Annotated in this window: 22 protein-coding genes; 3 read left to right on the forward strand and 19 right to left on the reverse strand. The window is 70.7% G+C overall.

What is annotated here, in order from left to right:
- Positions 1-196 precede the first annotated feature (196 nt).
- The 6 genes from ACH4NX_RS31825 to ACH4NX_RS31850 all read right to left on the reverse strand — a co-directional run bounded on the left by ACH4NX_RS31825 (position 197) and on the right by ACH4NX_RS31850 (position 6946).
- Positions 197-1036 (reverse strand): shikimate dehydrogenase, encoded by an 840-nt coding sequence (locus ACH4NX_RS31825; RefSeq protein ID WP_398128382.1) that lies wholly within the window; start codon positions 1034-1036, stop codon positions 197-199.
- Positions 1017-2795, reverse strand: coding sequence for an endolytic transglycosylase MltG (mltG, locus tag ACH4NX_RS31830; RefSeq protein ID WP_398128383.1), 1779 nt, complete (start codon positions 2793-2795; stop codon positions 1017-1019). The genes ACH4NX_RS31825 and mltG overlap by 20 nt, the downstream gene beginning before the upstream one ends.
- Positions 2796-2924: 129 nt before the next feature.
- The gene (gene ruvX, locus ACH4NX_RS31835; protein WP_351394517.1) at positions 2925-3389 is read right to left on the reverse strand and encodes a Holliday junction resolvase RuvX; all 465 of its coding nucleotides are present in this window, start codon (positions 3387-3389) and stop codon (positions 2925-2927) included.
- An 83-nt stretch (positions 3390-3472) separates the two neighbouring features.
- The gene (alaS, locus tag ACH4NX_RS31840) at positions 3473-6145 is read right to left on the reverse strand and encodes an alanine--tRNA ligase (RefSeq protein WP_351394300.1); all 2673 of its coding nucleotides are present in this window, start codon (positions 6143-6145) and stop codon (positions 3473-3475) included.
- Positions 6145-6495, reverse strand: a complete 351-nt coding sequence (locus tag ACH4NX_RS31845) for a hypothetical protein (protein WP_351394297.1) — start codon at positions 6493-6495, stop codon at positions 6145-6147. Before ACH4NX_RS31845 ends, alaS begins: the two co-directional genes overlap by 1 nt.
- A 7-nt stretch (positions 6496-6502) precedes the next feature.
- The gene (locus ACH4NX_RS31850) at positions 6503-6946 is read right to left on the reverse strand and encodes a DUF948 domain-containing protein (RefSeq protein ID WP_351394294.1); all 444 of its coding nucleotides are present in this window, start codon (positions 6944-6946) and stop codon (positions 6503-6505) included.
- A 172-nt stretch (positions 6947-7118) separates the two neighbouring features.
- On the opposite strand from ACH4NX_RS31850, the gene ACH4NX_RS31855 reads away from it, so the two are divergent.
- Positions 7119-9305 carry a regulator gene (locus tag ACH4NX_RS31855; RefSeq protein ID WP_351394292.1) on the forward strand — a complete coding sequence of 729 codons (2187 nt, stop codon included), beginning with the start codon at positions 7119-7121 and terminating at the stop codon, positions 9303-9305.
- Between the two features lie 46 nt (positions 9306-9351).
- On the opposite strand, the gene rpsD is transcribed toward ACH4NX_RS31855, so the two are convergent.
- The 5 genes from rpsD to ACH4NX_RS31880 form a co-directional block, all read right to left on the reverse strand.
- Entirely contained in the window at positions 9352-9966 is a 615-nt protein-coding gene (gene rpsD / locus ACH4NX_RS31860) for a 30S ribosomal protein S4 (RefSeq protein ID WP_279566393.1), read from the reverse strand.
- Between the two features lie 295 nt (positions 9967-10261).
- Positions 10262-11617, reverse strand: a complete 1356-nt coding sequence (locus tag ACH4NX_RS31865) for a replication-associated recombination protein A (RefSeq protein ID WP_398128384.1) — start codon at positions 11615-11617, stop codon at positions 10262-10264.
- A 117-nt stretch (positions 11618-11734) separates the two neighbouring features.
- Positions 11735-12397 carry a vitamin K epoxide reductase family protein gene (locus ACH4NX_RS31870; RefSeq protein ID WP_351394285.1) on the reverse strand — a complete coding sequence of 221 codons (663 nt, stop codon included), beginning with the start codon at positions 12395-12397 and terminating at the stop codon, positions 11735-11737.
- Between the two features lie 204 nt (positions 12398-12601).
- A complete protein-coding gene (gene hisS, locus ACH4NX_RS31875) occupies positions 12602-13864 on the reverse strand; it encodes a histidine--tRNA ligase (RefSeq protein ID WP_398128385.1) in 1263 nt (420 codons plus the stop codon).
- A 13-nt stretch (positions 13865-13877) separates the two neighbouring features.
- Positions 13878-14594 carry an MBL fold metallo-hydrolase gene (locus ACH4NX_RS31880; RefSeq protein ID WP_351394279.1) on the reverse strand — a complete coding sequence of 239 codons (717 nt, stop codon included), beginning with the start codon at positions 14592-14594 and terminating at the stop codon, positions 13878-13880.
- Positions 14595-14777: 183 nt separating this feature from the next.
- Between ACH4NX_RS31880 and ACH4NX_RS31885 the strand changes: the two genes are divergently transcribed.
- The gene (locus ACH4NX_RS31885; RefSeq protein ID WP_351394277.1) at positions 14778-15608 is read left to right on the forward strand and encodes a peptidylprolyl isomerase; all 831 of its coding nucleotides are present in this window, start codon (positions 14778-14780) and stop codon (positions 15606-15608) included.
- A gap of 134 nt (positions 15609-15742) precedes the next feature.
- A complete protein-coding gene (locus tag ACH4NX_RS31890) occupies positions 15743-16972 on the forward strand; it encodes a DUF349 domain-containing protein (protein WP_351394274.1) in 1230 nt (409 codons plus the stop codon).
- Positions 16973-17099: 127 nt separating this feature from the next.
- Here the strand turns inward: ACH4NX_RS31890 and relA are convergent, their stop codons facing one another.
- The 8 genes from relA to ruvC form a co-directional block, all read right to left on the reverse strand.
- Positions 17100-19637 carry a GTP pyrophosphokinase gene (gene relA, locus ACH4NX_RS31895; protein WP_398128386.1) on the reverse strand — a complete coding sequence of 846 codons (2538 nt, stop codon included), beginning with the start codon at positions 19635-19637 and terminating at the stop codon, positions 17100-17102.
- A gap of 172 nt (positions 19638-19809) precedes the next feature.
- On the reverse strand, positions 19810-20358 hold the full coding sequence (locus ACH4NX_RS31900) for an adenine phosphoribosyltransferase (RefSeq protein WP_398128387.1): 549 nt from the start codon (positions 20356-20358) through the stop codon (positions 19810-19812).
- Positions 20355-21494, reverse strand: coding sequence for a protein translocase subunit SecF (gene secF, locus ACH4NX_RS31905; RefSeq protein WP_351394265.1), 1140 nt, complete (start codon positions 21492-21494; stop codon positions 20355-20357). The genes ACH4NX_RS31900 and secF overlap by 4 nt, the downstream gene beginning before the upstream one ends.
- Before the next feature lies 1 nt (position 21495).
- Complete coding sequence (secD, locus tag ACH4NX_RS31910; RefSeq protein WP_351394262.1) at positions 21496-23268, reverse strand: protein translocase subunit SecD; 1773 nt, start codon at positions 23266-23268, stop codon at positions 21496-21498.
- A 135-nt stretch (positions 23269-23403) separates the two neighbouring features.
- Positions 23404-23919, reverse strand: coding sequence for a preprotein translocase subunit YajC (gene yajC / locus ACH4NX_RS31915; RefSeq protein WP_351394259.1), 516 nt, complete (start codon positions 23917-23919; stop codon positions 23404-23406).
- 175 nt (positions 23920-24094) lie between these two features.
- A complete protein-coding gene (ruvB, locus tag ACH4NX_RS31920) occupies positions 24095-25168 on the reverse strand; it encodes a Holliday junction branch migration DNA helicase RuvB (RefSeq protein WP_351394256.1) in 1074 nt (357 codons plus the stop codon).
- Between the two features lie 27 nt (positions 25169-25195).
- Positions 25196-25801, reverse strand: coding sequence for a Holliday junction branch migration protein RuvA (gene ruvA / locus ACH4NX_RS31925; protein ID WP_351394253.1), 606 nt, complete (start codon positions 25799-25801; stop codon positions 25196-25198).
- Positions 25798-26364: a crossover junction endodeoxyribonuclease RuvC gene (gene ruvC, locus ACH4NX_RS31930; protein WP_351394250.1), complete on the reverse strand. Its 567-nt coding sequence runs from the start codon at positions 26362-26364 to the stop codon at positions 25798-25800. The genes ruvA and ruvC overlap by 4 nt, the downstream gene beginning before the upstream one ends.
- Between the last annotated feature and the right edge of the window lie 302 nt (positions 26365-26666).

Genomic DNA, 26666 nt, shown 5'->3' on the forward strand with positions numbered 1-26666 from the left:
GTGCTCGCGCCCCGGATATGCCCTGCGCACGCGTCTTCTCCACGTACGGCGACGGCGGGTCCGGGTGCGCGGGCCCCGGTCCGCCACCTCCGATCCTCCCACGTCCGGGCGCCGGACCCGGCCGCCGGTCCATCTGGCGGACGGGTGCGCGGACGCAGGCGGACACCCGGGGCCCACCTGCCGGGGCCGAGGGGGGCTAGCGGTCCGCGAGGACTCGCTCCCCGGCCGTTCGCATGGCGGCGAGCGGGGCCGGAGACCGGCCCGTCATCTGCTCCACCTGGAGCACCGCCTGGTGGAGCAGCAGGTCGAGTCCGCCGACGACGGCGCCGCCGTACGCCGACCAGCGGGCGGCCAGTGCGGTCGGCCAAGGGTCGTAGAGCACGTCGAAGAGGGTCGCGGGCATCTCCGGGACGGCGGCGGCGAGGGCGTCCGTGGTACCGGCCGGGGTGGTGGCCACCACCAGCGGGACGCGCAGCGCCTCCTCGGCGTCCGCCCAGTCCGCGACGCGCACGTCGACGTCCAGCCGCTCGGCCCAGCCCCGCATCTCGGCGGCGCGCGCCCGGCTGCGTACGTAGACGGCGATCTCGCCGGTGCAGATACGGGCCAGCGCGGCCAGCGCGGAGGAGGCGGTGGCGCCGGCGCCGAGGACGGCCGCGGTCTCGACCTTCTCGACGCCGTGCTCGCGCAGGGCGTCGACCATGCCAGGGATGTCGGTGTTGTCACCCGTCCTGCGGCCGTCCTCGGTGAGGACCACGGTGTTCACCGCGTCGACGGAGGCCGCCGTCTCGCTGATCCCGTCGAGCAGGGGGATGACCGCCCGCTTGAGCGGCATGGTCAGCGAGAGCCCGGCCCACTCGGGACCCAGCTGCCCGAAGAAGCCGGGCAGCGCCTCCTCGTCGACGTCGAAGCGGTCGTACGTCCAGCCCTCCAGGCCCAGCTCCGCGTAGGCGGTGCGGTGCAGGACCGGGGAGAGGGAGTGGGCGATCGGGGAGCCGAGGACGGCTGCCCGGCGACGGTCAGTTGCCCGAGCTGGCATCGAACTTGTCCTTCAGCTTCAGGAACTCGTCGTGCGTCTTGGCGAACTCCGTCTTGCTGACGCCGTCGGTCGCCACGAAGTACATCCAGCCGTCGTTCGTGGGATCGAGCGCCGCCTTCAGGGCGTCTTCGCCGGGGTTGCCGATGGGTCCGGGCGGCAGCCCCTTGTTGGTATAGGTGTTGTACAGGTCCGGATTGCTGTTGATCTCGGACTCACTGATGTGGATCTTGCTCTGACCCATCAGGTAGTTGAAGGTCGAGTCGAACTGCAGTTCCTGGTTGGTCTCGGTGTTGGTGGGCTTGAGCCGGTTGTAGACGACTTCGGACATCATGCGGAAGTCGTCGTGCGTCTTGCCCTCCGCCTGCACCAGACTCGCCACGGTGAGCAGCTGCCACGGTCCGTCGAGGCCGAGGCCTTCCGCCTTGGCCTCCAGGCCGATCTCCTCGTACCGCTCGGTGGCCCGCGCCACCATCTGCTTCAGCACTTCCTCGGGCTTCTGGCCCTTGGCCGCCGAGTAGCTCGACGGGTAGAGGAAGCCCTCCAGCGGGTCCTTGACGTTCTCGTGGTTCATCGCCCAGTCGGGCAGGCCGAGGTTCTTCCACTCGGCCTTGGCGACCTTGGCGGTGGTGCCCTCGTCCAGTTCGAGGCGCTTGTCGATGTCCTTGTAGATGTTGGCGTTGCGTTTGCCCTCGGAGATGATCAGGTTGCTGCGGCTCTTGGGATCGAGCAGCATCTCGATGGCGCTCTCGGCCGACATCTCCTTCTCCAGCGTGTACACGCCGTCCTGGATGCTCTTGCCCTGGGGGTTGCTCTGCTGAGCGGCGATGAAGGCGTCGACGCTCTTCACCACGCCCTTCCGCTTGAGCTCCTGGCCGATGACCGAGCCGCCCGCGCCCTTGGGGATGGCGACGGTCACCTGCTCGCCGTTGCCCTCACCCGAGTAGTCCGGGGCCGCGCCGAAACGATCCTGGTAGAACTGGAAGCCGAAATACCCGATCCCCGCCACGCCGCCGCCCAGCACCAGGCAGACCACGAGGCACGCGACTCCGCTGCGGCCCTTCTTGGGTTTGCCGCCTCGGCTCTTGCGGTCGCCCCGCTCCCTGTCGCCCTCGCCGCCGCCCTCTTCCTCGTCGGCGTCGCCGCCCGCGAAGAAGGCGTGTTCCCCCTCGTCGGGGCCCGGGTCCCAGTCGGTGCTCCGCGGTTCGGGCTCGGCGCGCCGACGGCTCGGCGGTTCCGGGGGCGGGTACGCCTCCGGGGTGCCGTAGAGGTCGGGCTGCTCGGGCCCGTAGGCGGCCTGCTGGCCGTAGGGATCCGACGGGTCGGCGGGGTACTGCGCGTGGGGATTCGCTCCGGTGTCCCAGCCACCGTTGTCGTAGCCCTGCTGGGGCTGTCCCTGGGCCGCGTACCTCTGGTCGTACTGCTGCCGGCCGTACTCGTCGTACTGCGGGTTCTGGCTGTACTGCGGCTCGGGGTGCTGCTGACCGTACTGGTCGTACTGCGGATTCTGGCTGTACTGCGGCTCGGGGTGCTGCTGACCGTACTGGTCGTACTGCGGCTGCTGACCATGGGCGGGCTGGCCACCGTTGCCCCAGTCGCCGTACTGCTGCGACTGCGACTGCTCCGGATACTGCTGCGGCTGGCCGCCGTAGGGGGACTGCTGACCCGCGTGGGCCTGCTGTCCGCCCCATCCGCCGTCCCCGTACAACGGGTCCTCCGGATGCCACGGTTCGGAGCCTGGGCCCCGGCCATACTCAGTCATCGATCCCCTAGAGCCGCGAGGCGACGGGTCCACGCGGCCTGTCATGGAGGGCCGTCTTCCGTTCCGCCTCTTGCTGTGCGGTGGCTGTTCGAATGCCTCCGCATCGCGCGGAACGTTACCGTACCGCGATCAGACGACCGCTTCGACGCCCTCACCAGGTGCCCTGCCTGACACCCGTTCGGATTCAAGTGCCTGCTGGAGAATGATCACAGCGGCTGCCTGGTCGATGACGGAACGGCCCTTCTTCGACTTCACTCCCGAGGCGCGCAGTCCCTGACTGGCGGACACCGTCGTCATCCGCTCGTCGACGAGCCTGACCGGCAACGGCGCGATACCGCGGGCCAGTTCCTGTGCGAAGCCCCTGACCTTGACCGCGGCCGGGCCCTCGCCCCCCTTGAGGGAGCGAGGGAGACCGACGACGACCTCGATCGGTTCGTACTCCTCGACCAGCTGCCGCAGGCGGCGGTGGGCCGCCGGGATGTCGCGTCCGGGGACGGTCTCCACCGGCGTGGCGAGGATTCCGTCGGGGTCGCAGGAGGCGACCCCGATACGGGCGTCCCCGACGTCGATCGCCAGCCGGCGGCCGCGGCGCATGACCGGGCCCTGGGGCCGGTCGTCCGCCCGGCCCCCCGCCTGCCCCTGTGTCGGGCCGTCGATCCGGCCGTTCGTCGAGTCGCTCACTTGGCAGTGTCCGCCACGAGCCGCTCGACGGCGTCGACGGCGTCACCGATGGCGGCCGGGTTCTGGCCGCCGCCCTGGGCGACGTCCGGCTTGCCGCCACCGCCACCGCCGAGCGTCTTGGCGGCGGAGCGCACCAGGTCACCGGCCTTGAGACCGCGCTCGCGGGCGGCCTCGTTGGTGGCGATGACGGTGAGGGGCTTGCCGTTCACCGTGGTGAACAGGGCGACGACCGCGGCCCGGCCGCCCTGGATGCGGCCGCGCACGTCGAGGACCAGCCTGCGCAGGTCGTCGGCGGTGGTGCCGTCCGGCACCTGCCCGGTCACCAGGGCCACGCCGCGCACGTCCTTGGCGGAGTCGGCGAGCGAGCCGGCGGCCTGGAGGACCTTCTCGGCGCGGAACTTCTCGATCTCCTTCTCGGCGTCCTTGAGCTTGCCGAGCATGGCGGAGACCTTCTCCGGAAGCTCCTCCGGGCGGCCCTTGATCAGCTCCTGGAGCTGGGCGACGACCGTGTGCTCACGGGCGAGGAAGTTGTAGGCGTCCACGCCGACCAAGGCCTCGATACGGCGCACACCGGAGCCGATGGACGACTCGCCGAGCAGCTTGACCAGGCCGAGCTGGGCGGTGTTGTGCACGTGGGTGCCGCCGCACAGCTCCTTGGAGAAGTCGCCGATGGTCACGACACGCACGCGCTCGCCGTACTTCTCGCCGAACTCGGCGATGGCGCCCTGCTTCTTGGCCTCGTCGATGCCCATGACGTCGGCGCGCACGTCGAGGTCGCGGGCGAGCACCTCGTTGATCTTCTGCTCGACATCGGTCATCACGACCGTCGGCACGGCGGACGGCGAGCCGAAGTCGAAGCGGAAGCGGCCGGGCTGGTTCTCGGAACCGGCCTGGGCGGCCGTCGGGCCGAGGGCGTCGCGCAGGGCCTGGTGGGTGAGGTGGGTGGCCGAGTGGGCGCGGGCGATGGCCGTGCGGCGCCGGTCGTCGATGGAGGCCAGGGCCTTGGCACCGACGGTGACCTCACCGACCTGGACGACGCCCTTGTGGACGTACACGCCCGGCACCGGCTTCTGGCAGTCGCGGATCTCGATGACGGCACCGGTGTCGACCCTGATCCGGCCGGTGTCGCCGATCTGGCCGCCGCCCTCGGCGTAGAACGGGGTGCGGTCGAGGACGATCTCGACCTCGTCGCCCTCGGTGGCGGCCGGGGAGGAGACGCCGTCGACGAGGATGCCGACGATCCGGGACTCGCTCTCGGTGTCGCTGTAGCCGACGAAGTCGGTGGCACCGGCCTTGTCGGCGATCTCGCGGTAGGCGCCGGTACCGGCGTGGCCGGTCTTCTTGGCCTGGGCGTCGGCCTTGGCGCGCTCCCGCTGCTCCTTCATCAGGCGCCGGAAGCCGTCCTCGTCCACGGACAGCCCCTGCTCGGCGGCCATCTCCAGGGTGAGGTCGATCGGGAAGCCCCAGGTGTCGTGGAGCAGGAAGGCCTTGTCGCCGGCGAGGACGGTGCCGCCGGTGGCCTTGGTGTCGCTGACGGCGGTGTCGAGGATGTTGGTGCCGGCCTTCAGCGTCTTCAGGAAGGCGTTCTCCTCGGCGAGGGCCACCTTCTCGATCCGCTCGCGGTCGGTGATCAGCTCGGGGTACTGCTGCCCCATCATCGCGATCACGACGTCGACCAGGTCCTTGACGACCGGACCGGTGGCACCGAGCAGCCGCATGTTGCGGACGGCGCGACGCATGATGCGGCGCAGTACGTAGCCGCGGCCCTCGTTGCCGGGGGTGACGCCGTCGCCGATGAGCATGACGGAGGTGCGCATGTGGTCGGTGACCACGCGCAGGGAGACGTCCGAGGCGTGGGCGTCGCCGTAGGCCACGCCGGTCAGCTCGGTGGCCTTCCTGATGACGGCCATGGAGGTGTCGATCTCGTACATGTTCTGCACGCCCTGCAGAATCATGGCGAGCCGCTCCAGGCCGAGACCCGTGTCGATGTTCTGGCTCGGCAGGTCCCCGAGGATCTCGAAGTCCTCCTTGCCGATGCCCTCGCCCCGCTCGTACTGCATGAAGACGAGGTTCCAGATCTCCACGTACCGCTCGTCGTTGACGGCGGGGCCGCCCTCGACGCCGAACTCGGGGCCGCGGTCGTAGTTGATCTCGGAGCACGGGCCGCAGGGGCCGGGGACGCCCATGGACCAGTAGTTGTCCTTCTTGCCGAGGCGCTGGATGCGCTCGGAGGGGACGCCTACGACGTCGTGCCAGATGCGCTCGGCCTCGTCGTCGTCCTTGTACACGGTGATCCACAGGCGCTCGGGGTCGAGGCCGTAACCGCCCTTGTCCTGGGGGCTGGTGAGCAGCTCCCAGGCGTACTTGATGGCGCCTTCCTTGAAGTAGTCCCCGAAGGAGAAGTTGCCGCACATCTGGAAGAACGTGCCGTGCCGCGTGGTCTTGCCGACCTCTTCGATGTCCGGCGTGCGCACACACTTCTGCACGCTCGTGGCGCGGTCGAAGGGCGGCTTGACCTCACCCAGGAAGTAGGGCTTGAAGGGCACCATGCCGGCCGGGACCAGCAGCAGAGTCGGGTCGTCCGCGATGAGCGACGCCGAAGGGACGACGGTGTGACCGCGCTCCTCGAAGAAGCTCAACCAGCGGCGACGAATCTCGGCCGACTCCATCAGTGGTCCTCATTCCGGTTGTACGAGTACGTCGTCCTGTCGACGTACGTCGGGTTGCTGCGGTTCTCGATGGCGGTGTACCGCCGGGGTGCGGGGAGTTCACCGTCGACGGGGGCCTTCAGCCCGAGCGCGTCGTCCAGCTCGGCCTCCCGCTGGGCCATGTTGTCGCGCACGTCGACCGCGAAACCCACCGCGCGCTCCTTGAGCCGGGTGCCCGCGTCGAGCGCCTTGTTGGCCGCGGTCGCGGCGAGACTCTCGGGGGTCAGCTGCCTGAGCTTCCGGTTGACCTTGGTGGTGGCCCACACACCGGCGGCGACGCCGGTGCCGAACCAGAACGTACGGCGGAACATCGCTGGATCAGTCCTTCTTCCGCTTCGTCCGCCGCGCGCCCGGGATCGTACGGCCGACGATCACGGTACGCCGCGGCTGCTTGGCCGGGCCCGCGGGCTCGCCCTCCTTGCGACCGCCGAGTGCCCGCCGTACGCCGTAGCCGAACGCGGCGACCTTGACCAGGGGGCCGCCGAAGGTCGAGGCCACGGTGGTGGAGAGCGCGGAGGCGTTCGACGTGACCTCCTGGACGTCGGAGGCGATCGCGTCGACCCGGTCGATCTGGGTCTGCGCGGAGCGCACCGCCGAGGAGGCGTCGGACAGCAGCGGGACGGCCTGGTCGGTGACGTCCGCCACGAGCTTGGTGGTCGCCCTGAGCGTCTGGGCCAGCCTCGCCAGTGCGACGGCGAGGAAGGAGACCAGGATCGCCCAGAAGACGGCCACCAGGATTCCGGCCACCTCGCCACCGGACACTGTGCACCCGCTCCCTGAAAGACGTGCCTGAACATCGGGAAAGTCGTGCACCGAGCCTATCGCGCCGGGCGCGGGGCTCCGTACCGGATTACCGTCCGCGCGCGGCGCGACGCGGTGAAGTCCCGGGAAGCGATTGTACGGAGTGAATTCGGTTCAGTACGCTCCGTGTTTCATGCGAGACCATCGGCGCGACGGCATCCCGCAGGGCAACCTCCCGCTGGAGCTCGACACCTTCGTGGGCAGAGCGACGGAACTCGCGGAGCTGGCCCGGGCGCTGGGCTCCGGGCGACTGGTGACCGTGACCGGTACCGGCGGGGTCGGGAAGTCGCGGCTGGCGGCGCGGGCGGCCGGACGGCGCGCACCTCGGGACGGGGTGTGGCGGGTGGAACTGGCGCCGGTGCGCGACGCGGAGTTCGTCGACTACGCGGTCGTGGAGGCGCTGGGCCTGACCGACCACACGAGACGGCTGCCGCGCGAGACGCTGCTCGCACACCTCGCCGAGCGGGAACTGCTCCTGGTCCTCGACGGGATCGAGCACGTGGTGGACGCCTGTGCCGCGCTGGTGGCCGACCTGCTGGGCCGCGTCCCGGGGCTGCGGGTCCTGTCGGTCGGACGCAGACCGCTGGGCGTGGCCGGGGAGCAACTGCTTCCGCTGGCGCCGCTGAGTTCGGAGGAGGCGGTGGAGCTGCTGACCGTCCGGGCGGGGCAGCGGCACCTGTCGTACGGGTACGACGCCGACCTGGACGAGGGGCACGGGGAGGTACGGGAGCTGTGCCGGCGCCTGGACGGGATCCCGCTGGCGATCGAGCTGGCGGCGGGGCGGCTGGGCGCGCTGTCGCCGGGGCAGGTGCTGCAACGGCTGGACGACCGCTTCCGCCTGCTGACCGGCGGGGACCGCACCGCGCTGCCCCGGCACCGGACACTGCGTACGGCGATCGGCTGGAGCCACGAGCTGTGCACACCGCCGGAGCGGCTGCTGTGGGCACGGCTGTCGGTGTTCGCGGGGCCGTTCGACCTGGAGGCCGCCGAGTACGTGTGCAGCGGCGACGGGCTGCCGGCCGACGACGTGCTCGACGTGGTCTCCGCGCTGCTCGCGCAGTCCGTGCTGACCCGCGAGGAGACCCCGGCAGGGGTGCGCTACCGGATGCTCGACACGGTGCGGGCGTACGGCGCCGACTGGCTGGAGGCGACCGGCGACGCGGCGCGGCTGCGGCGGCGGCACCGGGACTGGTATGTGGGTCTGGCGACCTGGTGCGAGCTGGAGTGGTTCTCGCCGCGCCAGCACCAGGTCACCGCGCGGGTGGACGCGGAGCTGCCGAATCTGCGCAGCGCCCTGGAGCACTGCCTGACCGAGCCCGACGAGGCGCACCTGGGCCAGTATCTGGCGGGTGCCCTGTGGTTCCACTGGGTCGGCTGCGGACGGCTCTCGGAGGGGCGGCGCTGGCTGGAGCAGGCGGTGCGGCTGGACCCGGAACGCACGGCGGGCGAGCAGTCCCGGCTGAAGGCGCTGTGGGTGCTCGCCTACGTGGCGATCCTGCAGGGCGACATGGTGCCCGCGCTGGCGGCGCTCCAGGAGTGCCGGGAGGAGGCCGAGCTGTCGGCCAATCCCACGGCGGTGGCGTACGCGGAGCACCGCACCGGCTGTCTGGCCCTGGTCACGGACGACATGCCGCGCGCGGAGACACTGCTGCGTTCCGCGTTGCGGCGCTACCGGGAGATCGGCGAGCTCAACAGCAACGTTCTGATGGGCCAGGTGGAACTGGCGATGACGCGTGCGTTCCAGGGTGACATGCCGGACGCGGTGCGCCTGTGCGAGGACGTCCGGCAGGTGTGCGAGGACCACGGCGAGCGCTGGACCCGGGGCTACGCCCTGTATGTGCTGGCCTACGCGGCCTGGAGCGAGGGTGAGCCGGGCCGCGCCCGCGAGTTGCTGGCCGACTGCCTGGCCAGTGCCCACCGGTTCCGGGACCAGCTCGGCTCGGTGCTGGCGGTGGAGCTGCTGGCCCTGGTCACGGTGGCGGACGGCGACGCGGCGGAGGCCGCGGTGCTGCAGGGCGCGGCGGGGCGGATGTGGCCGTCGGTGGGGCTGCCGTTGTTCGGCTCGGCGCACTACAACGCGCCGCACGAGCTGTGCGAGGCGGCGGCCCGGGAGCAGCTGGGCGACGAGCGGTACGAGGAGTGCGTACGGCACGGGGCACGGCTGGGCCGCGGGGAAGCGGTGTCGCGGGCGCTGCGGCGGCCCGGGGTGCCGGCCTCGCTGCCGGCGCCGCGCGGGGCCGGGCGGCGTGCCACGGCGGGCGCGCGGACGGCGAAACCCGCCGCCTCGCCCACCCGGAAGGGCGGAGAGACGGCGGGCTGAGGTACCGCGGAGGTACCGCGCCTTGCCGAAGCGGCGTCTGCTGGGATCAGCGGGCGTAGTACTCGACGACGAGCTGCTCGTCGCAGATGACCGGGATTTCCTTGCGGTTCGGGTCGCGGTCCAGGCGGAAGGCCAGGGCCTTCAGGTTCACCTGGAGGTAGCGCGGGGTCTCGCCGTCGGGGGCGAAGCCGCCTTCACGGGCGATCGTGAAGAGCGTCTTCTCCTTGGAGCGCTCGCGCACCTGCACGACGTCGTCCGGACGGACACGGAAGGACGGCTTGTCGACCTTCTGGCCGTTGACCTGGATGTGGCCGTGGACGACCATCTGGCGGGCCTGGTAGATCGTGCGGGCGATGCCCGAACGCAGGACCAGCGCGTCGAGGCGACGCTCCAGCTCGATGACCAGGGCCTCGCCGGTCTTCATGTTGGTCTTGGAGGCACGCTCGTAGGCGCGGACGAGCTGACGCTCGCTGAGGTCGTACTGCGCGCGCAGACGCTGCTTCTCGAGCAGACGGACCTTGTAGTCCGAGTTCTGCTTGCGGCCGCGGCCGTGCTCACCCGGCGGGTAGGGGCGGGCCTCGAAGTACTTGACGGCCTTCGGGGTCAGCGCGATGCCGAGGGCACGCGACTTCTTGACCTTGGGACGGGGCTGGTTCGCCACTGTCTGTGTCTCTTTCCTGGTTTCCGGCTTGTCAGGGTTGAGGGAGGTCGCAATCCGCAGCCGGGGAAACCCGCCTGGTCCGCGTGGGACCTGCCGGGCAGCCGCTCCCTGGTCTGGGCACATACGTGCAGCACGCGAGTGGCCCACCGACCGCTCCCGGAGCTCCGGGTGGTGGTGGGCTGCCCGCGACACCTGTCGACGGTGCGCGACGCTCCTGGAACCCGCTGGGGGTTCCGGCCGGTTGTCCCGTTCTGACTGCACGGGACTCGGCGCTCCGGTGGATTCTACAGGCTGCTCAGGACCGCTTGCGACCGAGGTGCCCGCGGGTCCACTCCACCGCGTCCGCGTATCTGGCCTCGGCGCCGTGCCGGGTCGGGGTGTAGTACGCGCGGTCCCTCAGCTCGTCCGGGGCGTACTGCTGGGCGGCGATGCCCTCCGGCAGGTCGTGCGGGTACACGTATCCCTGCCCGTGGCCGAGTTTGCCCGCGCCCTTGTAGTGGCTGTCGCGCAGGTGCGGGGGGACCGGTCCGGCGTGGCCCTTGCGTACGTCGTCCAGGGCGGCGCCGATGGCGGTGGTCGCGGCGTTGGACTTGGGGGCGAGGGCCAGGGCGATGGTGGCGTGGCTGAGGGTGAGGCCCGCCTCGGGGAAGCCGATCATGGCGACGGCCTGGGCGGCGGCGACGGCGATCGGCAGGGCGTTCGGGTCGGCCAGGCCGATGTCCTCGCTGGCGGAGATCATCAGGCGGCGGGCGATGAAGCGGGGGTCCTCGCCGGCCTCGATCATCCGGGCCAGGTAGTGGAGGGCGGCGTCCACGTCGGAGCCGCGGATGGACTTGATCAGGGCGCTGGCGACGTCGTAGTGCTGGTCGCCGTCGCGGTCGTACTTCACCGCGGCGCGGTCGACCGTCTCCTCCAGCGTGGTCAGGCCGATCTCCGTCTCGCCCTTGTCCAGCGCGGCCCCGGCGGCGGCCTCCAGCGCGGTCAGGGCACGGCGGGCGTCGCCGCCGGCGATGCGCAGCAGGTGCTCCTCGGTGTCCTCGGCCAGGCCGACGGCCTCTCCCAGGCCCCGCTCGTCGGTCAGGGCCCGGCGGGTCAGGGCGCGGACGTCGTCGTCGGTGAGGGGTTCGAGGGTGAGCAGGAGGGAGCGGGAGAGCAGGGGGGAGATGATCGAGAAGTACGGGTTCTCGGTGGTGGCGGCGATCAGGGTGACCCAGCGGTTCTCGACGGCCGGGAGCAGGGAGTCCTGCTGGGCCTTGCTGAAGCGGTGGATCTCGTCGAGGAAGAGGACGGTCTCCTTGCCGTACCCTCCGACCGCGCGGCGGGCGCCGTCGATGACCGCGCGGACCTCCTTGACGCCCGCGGTGATCGCGGACAGCTCCACGAAGCGCTTGTTGGTGGCCTTGGAGACGACGTACGCCAGGGTGGTCTTGCCGGTGCCCGGCGGGCCCCAGAGGATGACCGAGGAGGGGCCGGCGGGGCCGGAGCCGCCCTCGCCGACCAGGCGGCGCAGGGGGGATCCGGGCTTGAGCAGGTGCTGCTGGCCGACGACCTCGTCGAGCGTGCGCGGGCGCATCCGCACGGCGAGGGGGCTGCCGGTCGGGTCCTTCTCCTGGCGTTCTTCGGCTGCGGCGGTGAACAGATCGGGCTCCACGGTTGCACCCTACCGGGGGGTCCGGGGGTCATCCCCAGAGGGCACAGCACGGCACTGACAACACGGCGGGCGCGGTGACCGGGGGCCCTCGTCGACCCGCTCCCGCCGGCCTGTCCGTCAGCTGGTCCAGAAGTCCCACCAGCGGGTCAGGACCAGCATGCCGATGATGCCGATGTGCACCACCGGCAGCACCCAGGTGAACTCGCCGAAGAAGCCCTTGAGCCAGCCCGGCGCGGGCAGGAATCCCTTGCGGACGTTGAAGGACGTCACGTACCAGAACATCAGGATCGTGGCGACCCAGGCCAGGCAGCACCACAGGCACAGCGCGTTGATCCGGTACAGGGACTCGAACTGCAGCCAGGTGACGAACCCGACACCGAACAGGCAGCCGGCGTTGAAGGTGAGCCAGTACCAGCGCGGGAAGCGCGCCCCGGCGAGCAGGCTCATCCCGGCGCAGACGACGATGCCGTAGGTGACCAGGCCCAGCATCGGGTTGGGGAAGCCGAAGACGGCCGCCTGGTCGCTCTCCATGACGCTGCCGCAGGAGACGACGGGGTTGAGACTGCACCCGGGCGTGAACGTCGTACCCGCGACCTTGGCCTCGAGCAGCTTGAACTTGTCGAGCGTGATGACCCACGCGGCGAGCACTCCGGCCGCGCCCGTGATCACCAGCAGCAGGGCGAGGGCACGGCTGCCGCCCTCGGCGCGCGATGCTCCGGCGGTGGGTCCCGGCGCGGGCTCTGCCACGGTGGAGACGTCCTTCACTGTCGTCTTGCTCATCACGCCGATTCCGTCACTTGAGTCCGACCTGCTTCGGGCAGGGCCATTGTGCCGCACGGACCCGTATGACCACCGTTCGATGAACATAAGAACGCACCGGTGGTCGCTCCGGAGGGTTGTGTTCCGGCCGATTCCCGTTCCCCGGGGGCACACGTGAACGAACACGCGCGCCCCCGGAGCCGACGGGACCTGCCGGAAGGCCCGCTAGCCGAGCCTCGACTCCAGCTCCGCCACGATCTCGTTGACGCCGATCGCCGCCTGCTCGCCGGACTCCATGTCCTTGAGCTGGACGACGCCCTCGGCCAGATCGCGCTCGCCCAGGACCAGGGCGTAGCGGGCACCGGAGCGGTTGGCCGCCTTCATCGCGGCCTTGAGGCCCTTGCCGCCGTAGGAGAAGTCGGCGGCGACGCCGTTCTTGCGCAGCTCGGTGACCTTGGCGAACAGGATCCGCCGGGCCTCCTCGCCGAGCGGGACGGCGAAGACGGAGGTGGCGGACGGAATATCCAGTTCGATGCCCTCCGCCTCCAGGGCGAGGACGGTGCGGTCGACACCGAGGGCCCAGCCCACGGACGGCAGGGACGGGCCGCCGATCATCTCGGACAGTCCGTCGTAGCGGCCGCCGCCGCCGACCGCGGACTGGGAGCCCAGTCCGTCGTGGACGAACTCGAAGGTCGTGCGGGTGTAGTAGTCCAGGCCGCGCACCAGCTTCGGGTCGTCCTCGAAGACCACGCCCGCCGCCGTGATCAGCTCGCGCACCTCCTCGTGGTACGCCTTGCAGGCGTCGCACAGGTAGTCGCGCAGCAGCGGGGCGCCGGTGAGCTGCTTCTGCACGTCCTGGCGCTTGTCGTCCAGGACACGCAGCGGGTTGATCTCCGCGCGGCGCAGCGTCTCCTCGTCCAGGTCCAGGCCGCGCAGGAAGTCCTGCAGGGCGTCCCGGTAGACGGGGCGGCACTCCTGGTCGCCGAGGCTGTTGAGCAGGATGCGGAAGTCGCGCAGGCCCAGCGCGCGGTACGACTGGTCGGCGAGGATGATCAGTTCGGCGTCCAGCGCCGGGTCCTCGGCGCCGATCGCCTCGGCGCCGACCTGGGAGAAGTGACGGTAACGGCCCTTCTGGGGGCGCTCGTAGCGGTACTGCGAGCCCGAGTACCAGACCTTCACCGGCAGGTTGCCCGCCTTGTGCAGGTTGGCCTCCAGGACCGCGCGCAGCACGGGGGCCGTCGTCTCCGGGCGCAGGGCGAGCCGGTCGCCGCCCTTGGTCTCGAAGACGTACATCTCCTTGGTCACGATGTCGGTCGACTCGCCGACACCGCGCGCGAAGAGCTCGACGTTCTCGAAACCGGGCGTCTCGATGTAGCCGTAACCGGAGTTGCGCAGGGGGGCGGCGATCGCCTCGCGGACCGCCAGGAACTTCGCGGAGTCGGGCGGCAGCAGGTCGTACGTGCCCTTGGGGGCCTTGAAGGTGCTCACGGAAGGTCTCTCGTCACATTCCTCGTCGGGGAGCCTCGGGGGCGCCGTTTTCCTGGCGGCCCGCCGCCACCTGCCGCAGATACGGGTTGGTGGCGCGCTCCTGGCCGATGGTCGTCTGGGGGCCGTGTCCGGACAGCACCACGGTCGAGTCGTCGAGCGGCAGGCACACGCGTGCCAGCGATTCGAGCATGTCGTCCATGGAGCCACCGGGGAAGTCGGTACGTCCGATGGAGCCGGCGAACAGCAGGTCGCCCGAGAACATGACCGGCGGGATGTCCGCCGCCTCGGGCAGGCCGAAGGTCACCGACCCCTTGGTATGGCCCGGGGCGTGCGCGACGGTCAGTTCCATCCCCGCCAGCTCGAGCTTCGCGCCGTCGGTCAGCTCCCTGACGTCGTCCGGCTCCCCGACGGTCAGCTCGCCCATGAGCGGCATGCCGATGGTGCGGCCGATCCCCTTCTCGGGGTCGCTCATCATGAAGCGGTCGTCGGGGTGGATCCAGGCCGGCACGTCGTGTGCGCCGCAGACCGGGACGACCGAGGCCACATGGTCGATGTGGCCGTGGGTGAGGACGACGGCGACGGGCTTGAGCCGATGCTTCCTGATCGCTTCCTCGACTCCCGGGGCCGCCTGATGGCCAGGGTCGATGATCACGCACTCCTCACCGGCGGCGGGGGCGACGAGATAACAGTTCGTCCCCCAGGCCCCGGCGGGGAACCCGGCAATGAGCACGATCGTCCTTCGTTTGTGTCGGTTCGGGTGGGCTTGCGAACGGGCCGCGCCCATGGTCAGAGCCTACCGGCGGTGCCGATTCCTCAGCGAACCCATATACGGTACGGGGCTACACGCCCACGGTCGGCTCATCGCACCCACGCGTACCGGTCGGCACACGAAGACGCATGAGGAGAGAACCCGGTGGTCACCCAGGAGCAGCGGCGGCGTCAGCTCGCCCGGGAGAAGTTCTTGCGGCAGCAGCAGCGACGTACCTCCGCGCGACGCAAGGCGCGCATGCGCAACGCCGCGATCGCGTCGGTGCTCGGCGTGATTCTGATCGGCAGTGTCGCGCTGTACACGACCGGCGTGGTCCTCGGGGACGACGACGACAGCAAGACGAACGCGGGCGCGGAGGTCACCCCGAGCGCCGCGGCGAGCAGTGAGCCGCCGAAGGACCCGTGCGAGAAGCCGGCCGAGGGCAAGGTCAAGACGCAGACCTGGGAGAAGGAACCTGCGATGACCATCGACAAGTCGGCGAAGTACACGATGAAGTTGGCCACGACCTGCGGCGACATCGACATCGCGCTGAAGGCGAAGGCGGCGCCGCACACCGTCAACTCGTTCGGCTTCCTGGCCGGCAAGGGCTTCTTCGACCACACGCCGTGCCACCGGCTGACCACCAACGGGATCTACGTGCTCCAGTGCGGGGACCCGACGGGCCAGGGCAACGGCGGTCCCGGCTACAACATCCCGGACGAGAACCTGAAGGACGAGAGCCTGAAGGAGAACACGTACCCGGCGGGCACGATCGCGATGGCGAACACCGGCCAGCCGGACTCCGGCGGCAGCCAGTTCTTCCTCGTGTACCAGAACAGCCCGTTGCCCCCCAGCTACACGCCGTTCGGCACCATCTCGGACGAGGGGATGACGGTGCTGAAGAAGATCGCCGCCGTCGGCGAGAGCACCGGTGCGGGCGACGGAGCACCCAACGCGACGGTCGTGATCGACAAGGCCACCGTCACGAAATCCTGACCCTCATCAGCGAAGTTCGGTCGCGCGGGATGCGGACAGGCCCCCCGCCGGTCGCCTATGTTGGCCGTGACGAAACTGTGGACGATGCCCGGGGGTAGCGAAGCCCTCCGTCGGCATCATGTGGAGGAGGCGCTGTGAGCAGCGACCCGTGGGGCCGCGTCGACGAGACGGGGACCGTGTACGTGCGTACGGCCGACGGCGAGAAGGTCGTCGGCTCCTGGCAGGCAGGCTCCCCCGAGGAGGCGCTGGCCTATTTCGAACGCAAGTACGAAGGCCTGGTTGTCGAGATCGGCCTCCTCGAAAAGCGGGTGAAGACCACCGACCTGTCGGCGAAGGACGCCATGGCCGCCGTGGAGCACCTGCGGGAGCAGGTCGACGCGCACCACGCGGTGGGCGACCTGGAGGCGCTGCGGGCCCGGCTGGACAAGCTCGTCGCGCTGGTGGAGACGCGCCGCGAGGAGCGCAAGGCCCAGCGGGCGAAGCAGTCCGACGAGGCGCGCGGCGCCAAGGAGGCGCTGGTCGCCGAGGCCGAGGAGCTGGCGGCGTCCGACCAGTGGCGGGCGGCCGGTGAGCGGCTGCGGTCCCTGGTGGACACCTGGAAGGGGCTGCCGCGTCTGGACCGCAAGTCCGACGACGAGCTGTGGCACCGCTTCTCGCACGCCCGCTCGGCGTTCTCCAAGCGCCGCAAGCAGCACTTCGCGCAGCTGGACGCGCAGCGCGAGGAAGCCCGCCGCACCAAGGAACGGCTGGTCGGCGAGGCCGAGGCGCTGTCGAAGTCGACGGACTGGGGGCCGACGGCCGCCCGCTACCGCGACCTGATGTCCGAGTGGAAGGCCGCCGGCCGCGCCCAGCGCGAGCACGAGGACGACCTGTGGAACCGCTTCCGCGGCGCCCAGGACGTGTTCTTCGCCGCCCGCAGCTCGGTCTTCGCCGAGCGGGACGCCGAGCAGACGGAGAACCTCAAGCTCAAGGAGGAGCTGGCCGGGGAGGCCGAGAAGCTCCTGCCGGTCACCGACCTGAAGGCGGCCCGCGCCGCGTTCCGCTCGGTGAACGAGCGCTGGGAGGCCATCGGCCACGTGCCGCGCGACGCCCGGCCGAAGGTCGAGGGCCGGATGCACGCGGTCGAGCGGGCACTCCAGGAGGTCGAGGAGACCGAGTGGCGCCGGACCAACCCGGAGGCACGCGCGCGTGCCGCGGGGCTGACCGGTCAGCTCCAGGCCGCCGTGGACAAACTGCGCTCCCAGATCGAGCAGGCACGCGCCCAGGGCAACAACGCCAAGGCCGACAAGCTGGCGCGTGAGCTGGAGGGCCGGCAGGCGCTGCTGGACCAGGCGCTGAAGGGCCTGCACGAGTTCGGCGGCTGAACACCCGCCCACGCCCACGCATGAAAGGGGCTCCCCCGTACGCGTCGTACGGGGAGCCCCTTTCGTGTGCGCCCGTGCGGCGCCGCACCACGGGAGCCGGTGCGGGCCGCTGCGTCTGTGCGGGCCGCTACGAGGGCCTGCGGGCCGACGTCACCCGGTACACGTCGTACACGCCCTCCACGCCCCGTACGGCCTTCAGGACGTGCCCCAGGTGCTTGGGGTCGCCCATCTCGAAGGTGAAGCGGGAGGTGGCGACGCGGTCGCGGGAGGTCTGGACGGCCGCGGAGAGGATGTTGACGTGCTGGTCGGACAGCACGCGCGTGACGTCCGACAGCAGCCGGGAGCGGTCCAGCGCCTCGACCTGGATGGCGACCAGGAAGACGGAGGACTGGCTGGGGGCCCACTCGACCTCGAGGATGCGCTCGGGCTCACGGGAGAGCGAGTCCACGTTCACACAGTCGCTGCGGTGAACGGATACGCCGCTGCCCCGGGTGACGAAGCCGATGATGGGGTCGCCGGGAACGGGCGTACAGCAGCGGGCCAGCTTGATCCACACGTCCTCGACGCCCTTGACCACGACGCCCGGGTCGGCGTTGGTCCTGCGTTTGCGGCCGCGGGCCGGCGGGACCGACTCGTCGATCTCCTCGGTGGCGGCCTCCTCCCCGCCGAGCGCCTGCACCAGCTTCTGCACGATGTTCTGCGCGGAGACATGGCCCTCGCCGATCGCCGCGTACAGCGCGGAGATGTCCGAGTAGCGCATCTCGTGGGCGAGCGTGACCAGGGAGTCGCCGGTCAGGATGCGCTGGATCGGCAGGTTCTGCTTGCGCATGGCGCGGACGATGGAGTCCTTGCCCTGTTCGATCGCCTCGTCGCGGCGCTCCTTGGAGAACCAGGCGCGGATCTTGTTGCGGGCGCGCGGCGACTTCACGAAGCCGAGCCAGTCGCGGGAGGGGCCCGCGCCGGCCGCCTTGGAGGTGAAGACCTCCACCAGGTCGCCGTTGTCCAGGATGGACTCCAGCGGGACGAGTCGGCCGTTGACCCGTGCTCCTATGGTGCGGTGGCCGACCTCGGTGTGCACCGCGTACGCGAAGTCGACGGGGGTGGCGCTCGCGGGCAGCGCTATGACGTCGCCCTTGGGGGTGAAGACGAAGACCTCGTTGCGGGAGAGGTCGAAGCGCAGGGACTCCAGGAACTCCCCCGGGTCCTCGGTCTCCTTCTGCCAGTCCAGCAACTGCCGCAGCCACGCCATGTCGTTGAGGTGGTCGTCCTTGCCCTTGCCGGACGACCTGGGCGCGTCGGTGCGGACCTTGGAGGCGCCGGCGACGGCCTCCTGCTTGTACTTCCAGTGCGCGGCGATGCCGTACTCGGCGCGGCGGTGCATGTCGAAGGTGCGGATCTGCAGCTCGACCGGCTTGCCGTTGGGCCCGATGACCGTCGTGTGCAGCGACTGGTACATGTTGAACTTGGGCATCGCGATGTAGTCCTTGAACCGGCCGGGGACCGGGTTCCATCGCGCGTGCACGGTGCCGAGCGCCGCGTAGCAGTCGCGGACGGTGTCCACGAGGACGCGGATGCCCACCAGGTCGTAGATCTCCGCGAAGTCACGGCCGCGGACGATCATCTTCTGGTAGACGCTGTAGTAGTGCTTGGGGCGGCCGGTGACGGTCGCCTTGATGCGGGCCGAGCGCAGGTCCTGCTGGACCTCGTCGGTGACGACGGCGAGGTACTCGTCGCGCTTGGGAGCGCGCTCGGCGACCAGGCGGACGATCTCGTCGTACATCTTGGGGTAGAGGATCGCGAAGGCGAGGTCCTCCAGCTCCCACTTGATGGTGTTCATGCCGAGGCGATGGGCCAGCGGCGCGTAGATCTCGAGGGTCTCGCGGGCCTTCTTCTCCTGCTTCTCGCGCTTGAGGTAGCGCATGGTGCGCATGTTGTGCAGGCGGTCGGCGAGCTTGATGACCAGGACGCGGGGGTCCTTGGCCATGGCGACGACCATCTTGCGGACGGTCTCGGCCTGCGCGGCCTCACCGAACTTGACCTTGTCGAGCTTGGTGACGCCGTCGACGAGGAGGGTGACCACGTCGCCGAAGTCGCGGCGCAGGTCCTCCAGGCCGTACTCGGTGTCCTCGACGGTGTCGTGCAGCAGCCCGGCCATCAGCGTGGCCGGGTCCATGCCGAGCTCGGCGAGGATGGTGGTGACGGCGAGCGGGTGCGTGATGTACGGGTCGCCGCTCTTGCGCTTCTGGCCGCGGTGCCAGCGTTCGGCGACCTGGTAGGCGCGCTCGATCTGGCGCAGGGTCGCCGTCTCGATCTTGGGGTCGTTGCCGCGCACTATCCGCAGCAGCGGCTCCAGAACCGGGTTGTACGGGTTGGCGCGCTGCACGCCGAGGCGGGCCAGGCGGGCGCGGACGCGGTTGGAGGAGCCGGAGCGGGCGGGCTGGCCGGACGGCGTGCGGACGACGGGCGCGTTCCGGTCGCGCTCGGGCGGGATCGCCTCCGGGCGCGGCTGCCGCTCGGCCGGCTTGTCGACGGGCGCGGCCGGAGCGTTCTGGATCGGCCCGCGCGTGTCGTTCTTCGCCTGCGGCGCGCTCGGTGCGGGCTTCGCCGCGGGCGCCGAGGCGGACTCGGGCTTTGCGGCGGTCAGTGGCTGGGCCTCGTCTGGCAAGAGGACTCCTCGTGCGCGATCCGGGTCCCCCGGTCAGGCTCCGGAAACCCCATGGTAGCGATCCTGCACCCCAGGATCGCCTTCAGGCCACTGTGAGGGCCGTCAACCCGGGAAACGCCTGAGGCGGGCGCCGGATTCCTCCGGGCCCGCCTCCGCTGTGCGACGAGAGCTGTCAGACCGTGAGCAGCGCCTTCAGCGGTGCCCCGGCCAGAGCCGGCTCCAGACGGGCCCTCCCGCCGAGAAAGCCCAGCTCCATCAGGACGGCGAGCCCGGCGACCTCGGCGCCGGCCCGGCGGATGAGCTCCAGCGAGGCCTCGGCGGTGCCGCCGGTGGCGAGGACGTCGTCGACGACCAGCACCCGGTCGCCGACGGCCAGGTCCTCGGCGTGCACCTCGATCTCGGCCGAGCCGTACTCCAGGTGGTACGCCTGGCTGAGGGTGGCTCCGGGGAGCTTGCCCGCCTTGCGTACGGGGATGAAGCCCAGGCCCGCCCGCAGGGCCACCGGGGCGCCGAGGATGAAGCCGCGGGCCTCCAGGCCGACGATCTTGGTGGCGCCGGTGTGCTCGGCGACCTCGGCGAGCGCGTCGGTCAGGGCGGTGAACGCGGCCGGGTCGGCCAGGAGTGGGGTGATGTCCTTGAACACCACTCCGGGCTCCGGGTAGTCGGCCACGTCCCGGATGCGGCTGAGCAGCAGCCGCGTGATGTCGGTCGTCCCGGTCATCGGCGCTTCCCCGAGGGTCGGCCGCGGCCCCTGGTACGGGACGCGGGCTGGTTGCGGGGGCCGACGACCGCGGGGGCCGCGTCGTCGACCTCGTCGACCTCGTCGGCCTCGTCGTCGGCGTATCGCTCCTCGTCGACGGCGGACTCCGCCGGCTCGCCCTTCGCCGCGGCCTGGGCACGCTTGGCGAGGACGCGCTTCTTGAGCGCCTTCATCTGCGGCTCGGCCTCCTTGAGGTCGGCGACCAGCGGCGTGGCGATGAAGATCGACGAGTACGCGCCCGCGGCGAGACCGACGAACAGCGACAGCGAGATGTCGTTGAGCATGCCGGCGCCGAGGACACCGCCACCGATGAACAGCAGACCGCCCACCGGCAGCAGCGCGACCACCGTGGTGTTGATGGAGCGGACCAGGGTGCTGTTGATCGACCGGTTGGCGATCTCGGCGTAGGTCCAGCGGGTCTGTTTCGTGATGTCCTTGGTCTGCTCCTTGAGACTGTCGAAGACGACGACCGTGTCGTAGAGCGAGTATCCGAGAATGGTCAGCAGACCGATCACCGTGCCCGGTGTGACCTCGAAGCCGACGAGGGCGTAGATACCGACGGTGATGGTGATGTCGTGGACCAGGGCGATGAACGCGGCGGCCGCCATGCGCCACTCGAACGCGATCGCCAGGTAGATCACCACGAGGACCATGAAGATCCCCAGGCCCTGCCAGGCCTTGTTCGCGATCTGGTCGCCCCAGCTGGGGCCGACCAGGTCGGCGTTGATCTTCTCCGCCGGGACGTCCAGGTCCTTCGAGAGCTGGCCCTTGATCTGGTCCGACTTGGCGGTGTCGGTGCCCGAGATCTGGATGCGGAGGCTGCCGTCGCCGAGCTTCTGGACGATCGCGTCGTGGCCGGAGGCCTCTTCCGCGTAGGTCTCGGCCTGGGAGACCGAGGCGCTCATGTTCTTCGGGGTGGTGAAGACCGCGCCGCCCTGGAACTCGATGCCCATGTGCAGGCCGCGCACCGCCAGGCCGACGATGGCCGTGATGGTGATGAGGATGGAGATGCCGTACCAGAGCTTGCGGTTCTTGACGAAGTCGTAACCGATCTCACCGTGGTGCAGTCGGGCGCCGAGGTTGCCGAGCTTCCCCATCTCACGCCTCCTTCGGGTCGACGTGGCCGGCGGGACGGGCGGGGCGGCGGGTGCGGCGCAGCGGCGGCTTGGCACCCAGGCTCTTCGGATCGAGACCGGACCACTTGTGACCGCTCGCGAAGAACTTGCGCCGGGCCATCAGCGTCAGCAGCGGCTTGGTGAAGAGGAACACCACCACCACGTCGAGCAGCGTGGTCAGACCCAGGGTGAACGCGAAGCCCTGCACCTTGCCGACCGTGACGGCGAAGAGCACCGCGGCGGCGAGGAAGGAGACGAAGTCGGAGACCAGGATGGTCCGCCGGGCGCGCGGCCAGCCCCGCTCGACCGCGGGACGCAGCGACCGGCCCTCGCGGATCTCGTCGCGGACGCGTTCGAAGTAGACGATGAACGAGTCCGCGGTGATGCCGATGGCGACGATGGCACCGCACACGGCCGGCAGGTTCAGCGCGAAGCCGATGGCCGGACCGAGGAGCGACATGATCACGTACGTGAGGCCCGCGGAGACGAACAGCGAGGCGATGGCGATGAACGACAGACCGCGGTAGTAGACCAGCAGGTAGAGGATGACCAGAGCGAGGCCGATCGCGCCTGCGATGAGGCCTGCTTCGAGCTGCTCACCGCCGAGCGCGGCGGTGACGGTGGTGACGCTGTCCTCCTCGAAGGTCAGCGGCAGGGCGCCGTAGGACAGCATGTTGGCGAGGCCCTGGGCCTCTTCCTGGTCGAAATTGCCGGAGATCTCCGCGTTGCCGCCGGTGAGCGTCTGGCTCACGTACGGGTCGGAGACGACCTCGTTGTCCAGGACGATGGCGAACTGGTTCTGCGGGGACTGGTTCTGCGCGAGCTTGCCGGTGATGTCGGCGAACTTCTTGGCGCCACCGTCCGTGAACTTCATCGTGACGGTCCAGCCGGCGGCGGTCTGCGTGTTGTAGACGGCCTCGGACTCGTCGACGTCCGTACCGTCGACCGCTGCGGGGCCGAGGATGTACTTCTGCCACTGACCCTGCGCGTTCTGACCGCAGGCGAGCGTCGAGTCGCTCGGCTTCGCCCCTTCGCCGACCTTGGCCCGCGCCGCCTCGTCGGTGCAGTCCAGTGCCGCGTACTGGGCCTGGAGTTCGCTGTCGGCGTCGTTCGCGGGGGCGCTCGGGGGAGGCGACGCGTCGCCGGGTGCCGTGGCGGAGGGACTGGGGTCGGCCTTCAGGGCGTCGGTGAGGGCGCGGCCCTGGGTGGTGGCGCTCGCCGAGGGGGAGCCGGACGGCGACGAACTCGCCTCGCCCTTGTCCGTGGCCTTGTCGGTCGCCCCGTCGGTGGCCTTGTCGGTGGCGCCACCGGTGGCGCTCGGCGAGGGGCTGCCCGTCGCGGCGGGGCCGGACAGCTCGGTGGTGAGGACCGGGCGGAAGTAGAGCTTCGCCGTCGTGCCCACCTGCTCCCGGGCTTCCTCGGAGTCCGTCCCCTTGGGGATGTTGACGATGATGTTCCGGTCGCCCTGGGTCTGAACCTCGGACTCCTGGACACCGAGCCCGTTGACACGGCGTTCCATGATCTCGACGGCCGTGGCCATGTTCGTCTTGTTGATCGCCGACTCCTGGCCGGCCTCCGGCACGGCCCGGAGCGTGATGCTCGTGCCGCCGGCCAGGTCGATGCCGAGACGCGGAGTCGTGTGTCCGGAGGCGAACATGCCTCCCGTGAGCGCCACGATGGCGATCACGATCAGGGCCAGCGAGCGCCCGGGCTTACTCTGGGCGCTCGCGTTGTTTCCCTTTTTAAGTGCTGCCACCTTTGTGTACTCCCTCTCGTGCCGCTTCGCGCCGGGTAGGCGTCACCGGCGGCCATCACCTGGTGTCGGCATCCGTGCGAGCCGCCGCGCGGCACACGGTGGGCGCGGGCACGGCCCGCGCCCACCGGGGCGCGGCTACTTCGCGTCGGAACCGCCGTCGGACTTCTTCGCCTGCTCGTCCGTCTTCGCCTCGGCGGGCGCGGCGTCGGCGGTCGGCTCGTCGGCCGGCTCGTCGTCCGCGTCCTTCTTGCCGAGGTCGACGGGCCGGTCGTCGGAGGAGACGGCGGCGTCGGCGGCGGAGGCGTCGGTTTCGGTGAGGGAGGAGGCGTCGTCCGGGACGACGTCGGCATCGGACTTCAGGTCGTGCTCGATGCCGTGGACGATGCGGTTGTACTCCTCGTCGGTCAGGACAGCACCGATGGAGTTCTTGGCGAAGAGCAGCTCGACGCCCGGACCGGCGTCGAGGAGGACCGTGTCCTCGCTGACCTCCTTGACCGTGGCGTACATGCCCCCGATGGTGCGGACGCCCGAACCGGGCTGCATCTGGTTCCGCATGTCGGCGGCCTGCTGCTGCTTCTTCTTCGCCGACCGCGTCATCAGGAACATGGCCCCGATGAGCACGATGAACGGGAGGAGGGTCACGAGACTCACGGGTCGGTACTTCCTTCACACGACCGCGATGGTGAGCGGCCTGATGGTTGGGGGTGTGTGCGCCGCCGACAAGGACGGCATCGGCGGAGTCTAAGCGAGTCCGCGCGCATGGAACAACGCTCAGCGTGGCACCGGGGTTCCTGCTCCGGCGAATGTCCTCTTCGTGACGGGATCGTCACGCCCCGAACAAGTCCCGTTGTCCGTTTCCCGAACTCTGCGAACGCGGCGGGGTGAGGCCGAGATGCGCCCATGCGGCGGGGGTCGCCACCCGTCCGCGTGGGGTGCGGGCGAGCAGGCCCTCCCGTACGAGGAAGGGTTCGGCGACCTCTTCCACTGTCTCACGCTCCTCCCCCACGGCGACGGCGAGCGTGGACAGGCCCACGGGCCCGCCGCCGAACAGCTTGAGGAGGGCCTCCAGCACACCCCGGTCCAGGCGGTCCAGGCCCCGCTCGTCGACCTCGTAGACCGCGAGGGCCGCCGCGGCGGTCTCCTGGGTGATCCGACCGTCGGACTTGACCTGGGCGTAGTCACGGACCCGGCGCAGCAGACGGTTGGCGATGCGGGGTGTGCCGCGGGAGCGGCCGGCGATCTCGGCGGCGCCGACGGTGTCGATCTCCACGTCGAGCAGACCCGCCGAGCGGTGGATGACGCGTTCCAGTTCGGCCGGTCCGTAGAACTCCATGTGCGCGGTGAAGCCGAAGCGGTCGCGCAGCGGGGGCGGCAGCAGTCCCGCGCGCGTGGTGGCGCCGACCAGGGTGAAGGGCGGCAGCTCCAGGGGGATGGCGGTGGCGCCGGGGCCCTTGCCGACGATGACGTCGACGCGGAAGTCCTCCATCGCCATGTAGAGCATCTCCTCGGCGGGCCGCGACATGCGGTGGATCTCGTCGAGGAAGAGGACCTCGCCCTCCTGGAGGGAGGAGAGGATCGCCGCGAGGTCGCCGGCGTGCTGGATGGCGGGGCCGGAGGTGATGCGGATGGGGGCTTCCATCTCGGCCGCGATGATCATCGAGAGGGTGGTCTTGCCCAGGCCGGGAGCGCCGGAGAGCAGCACGTGGTCGGCGGTCGCGCCGCGCGCGCGTGCGGCGCGCAGCACGAGGTCGAGCTGCTCGCGGACCTTCTCCTGGCCGATGAACTCGCCCAGGTCCTTGGGGCGCAGGGCGGCCTCAACGGCCTGCTCCTCGCCGTCGGCGGACGCACCCACCAGCCGTTCGCCCGCGGCGTCCGTGTCGGTCGTGTCGTCCCAGTTCATCAGGTGTGCCTCGGCTCTCGGTACGGGCTATCGGGCGCGGTTCAGTGTCTGCAGGGCCGCCTTCAGCAGCTGCCCCACCTGGGGCGTCCCCGCGGCGGCCTCGGCCTGGGGTGTCACGGCGGAGACGGCCTCGTCGGCCTCGCGGGTCGCGTACCCGAGGCCGATCAGGGCCGCGTGCAGCTGGTCGCGCCAGCCGGTGCTGACCGGCGCGCCGACGGCGGGCGCCCCGAGCGGCTCGCCGAGGCGGTCCCTCAGTTCCAGGAGCAGCTTCTGCGCGCCCTTCTTGCCGATGCCGGGGACGGCGGTGAGCGCCTTCTCGTCGCCGGTGGAGACGGCTCTGCGCAGGGCGTCGGGGCTGTGCACGGCGAGCATGGCCTGGGCCAGCCGGGGGCCGACGCCACTGGCCGTCTGGAGCAGTACGAAGACCTGGCGCTCGTCGTCGTCGGCGAAGCCGTACAGAGTGAGCGAGTCCTCGCGCACGACGAGCGAGGTGGCGAGCTTGGCGGGCTTGCCGAGGCGGAGGGTGGAGAGCGTGTTCGGCGTGCACTGGACGGCCATGCCGACGCCGCCGACCTCGACCACCGCGGTGTCGGGGGCGAGGGCGGCGACCGTGCCGCTGACGAAGGCGATCATGCCGTACGGCCTTTCGGTGCGGGCGGGGCCTTGGGGGTCCGCGGGGCTTTCGAGGTGTGCAGGGCCACGGCCTGCTGGAGGCGGTTCTGCGCGGGAGCGCGCCAGATGTGGCAGATGGCGAGCGCGAGGGCGTCCGCCGCGTCGGCGGGCCTGGGCGGCGCGGCGAGCCGCAGCAGGCGGGTGACCATGGCACCGACCTGCGCCTTGTCGGCGCGTCCGCTGCCGGTGACGGCGGCCTTGACCTCGCTGGGGGTGTGCAGGGCGACCGGGATGCCCCGCCGGGACGCGCACAGGATGGCGACGGCGCTGGCCTGGGCGGTGCCCATCACCGTACGGACGTTGTGCTGGCTGAAGACGCGTTCCACGGCGACGTACTGAGGCCGGTACTCGTCCAGCCACTGCTCGATGCCCTGCTCGACGGCGACGAGGCGGTGGCCGAGGTCGGCGTCGGCGGACGTACGGACGACGCCGACCCCGATCATGGTGAGCGGTCTGCCCGCGACCCCTTCGACGACGCCGACCCCGCAACGGGTCAGTCCCGGGTCCACCCCCAGTACGCGCACGTGCACCCCTTCGCGGCTGAACCGCCGCCGCTCTCGCGGACCTGGCTGATCGCCGTCGGGATCCTCAATCGATGGTTGCGGTCCGTGGACGGTGATCTTTGACGTACGCCAGGCTATCGGCTGCCACTGACAGGAGCGGCGGGGGGGGGGGGGGGGGGGGGCGGGGGGGCGCCCCCCCCCCCGGGGGGGGGGGGGGGGGGGGGCCCCCACGCCACTGTTCGACTCGCAGGCGCCTCGGGCGTGCGCCTGCGGGGACGGAAGCGGCTGTCACCGATCGCTGCCGCGGGCAGAGGTCTCCCGCC

This window comes from Streptomyces sp. NPDC017225, from assembly GCF_044331465.1.
Lineage (GTDB): Bacteria > Actinomycetota > Actinomycetes > Streptomycetales > Streptomycetaceae > Streptomyces.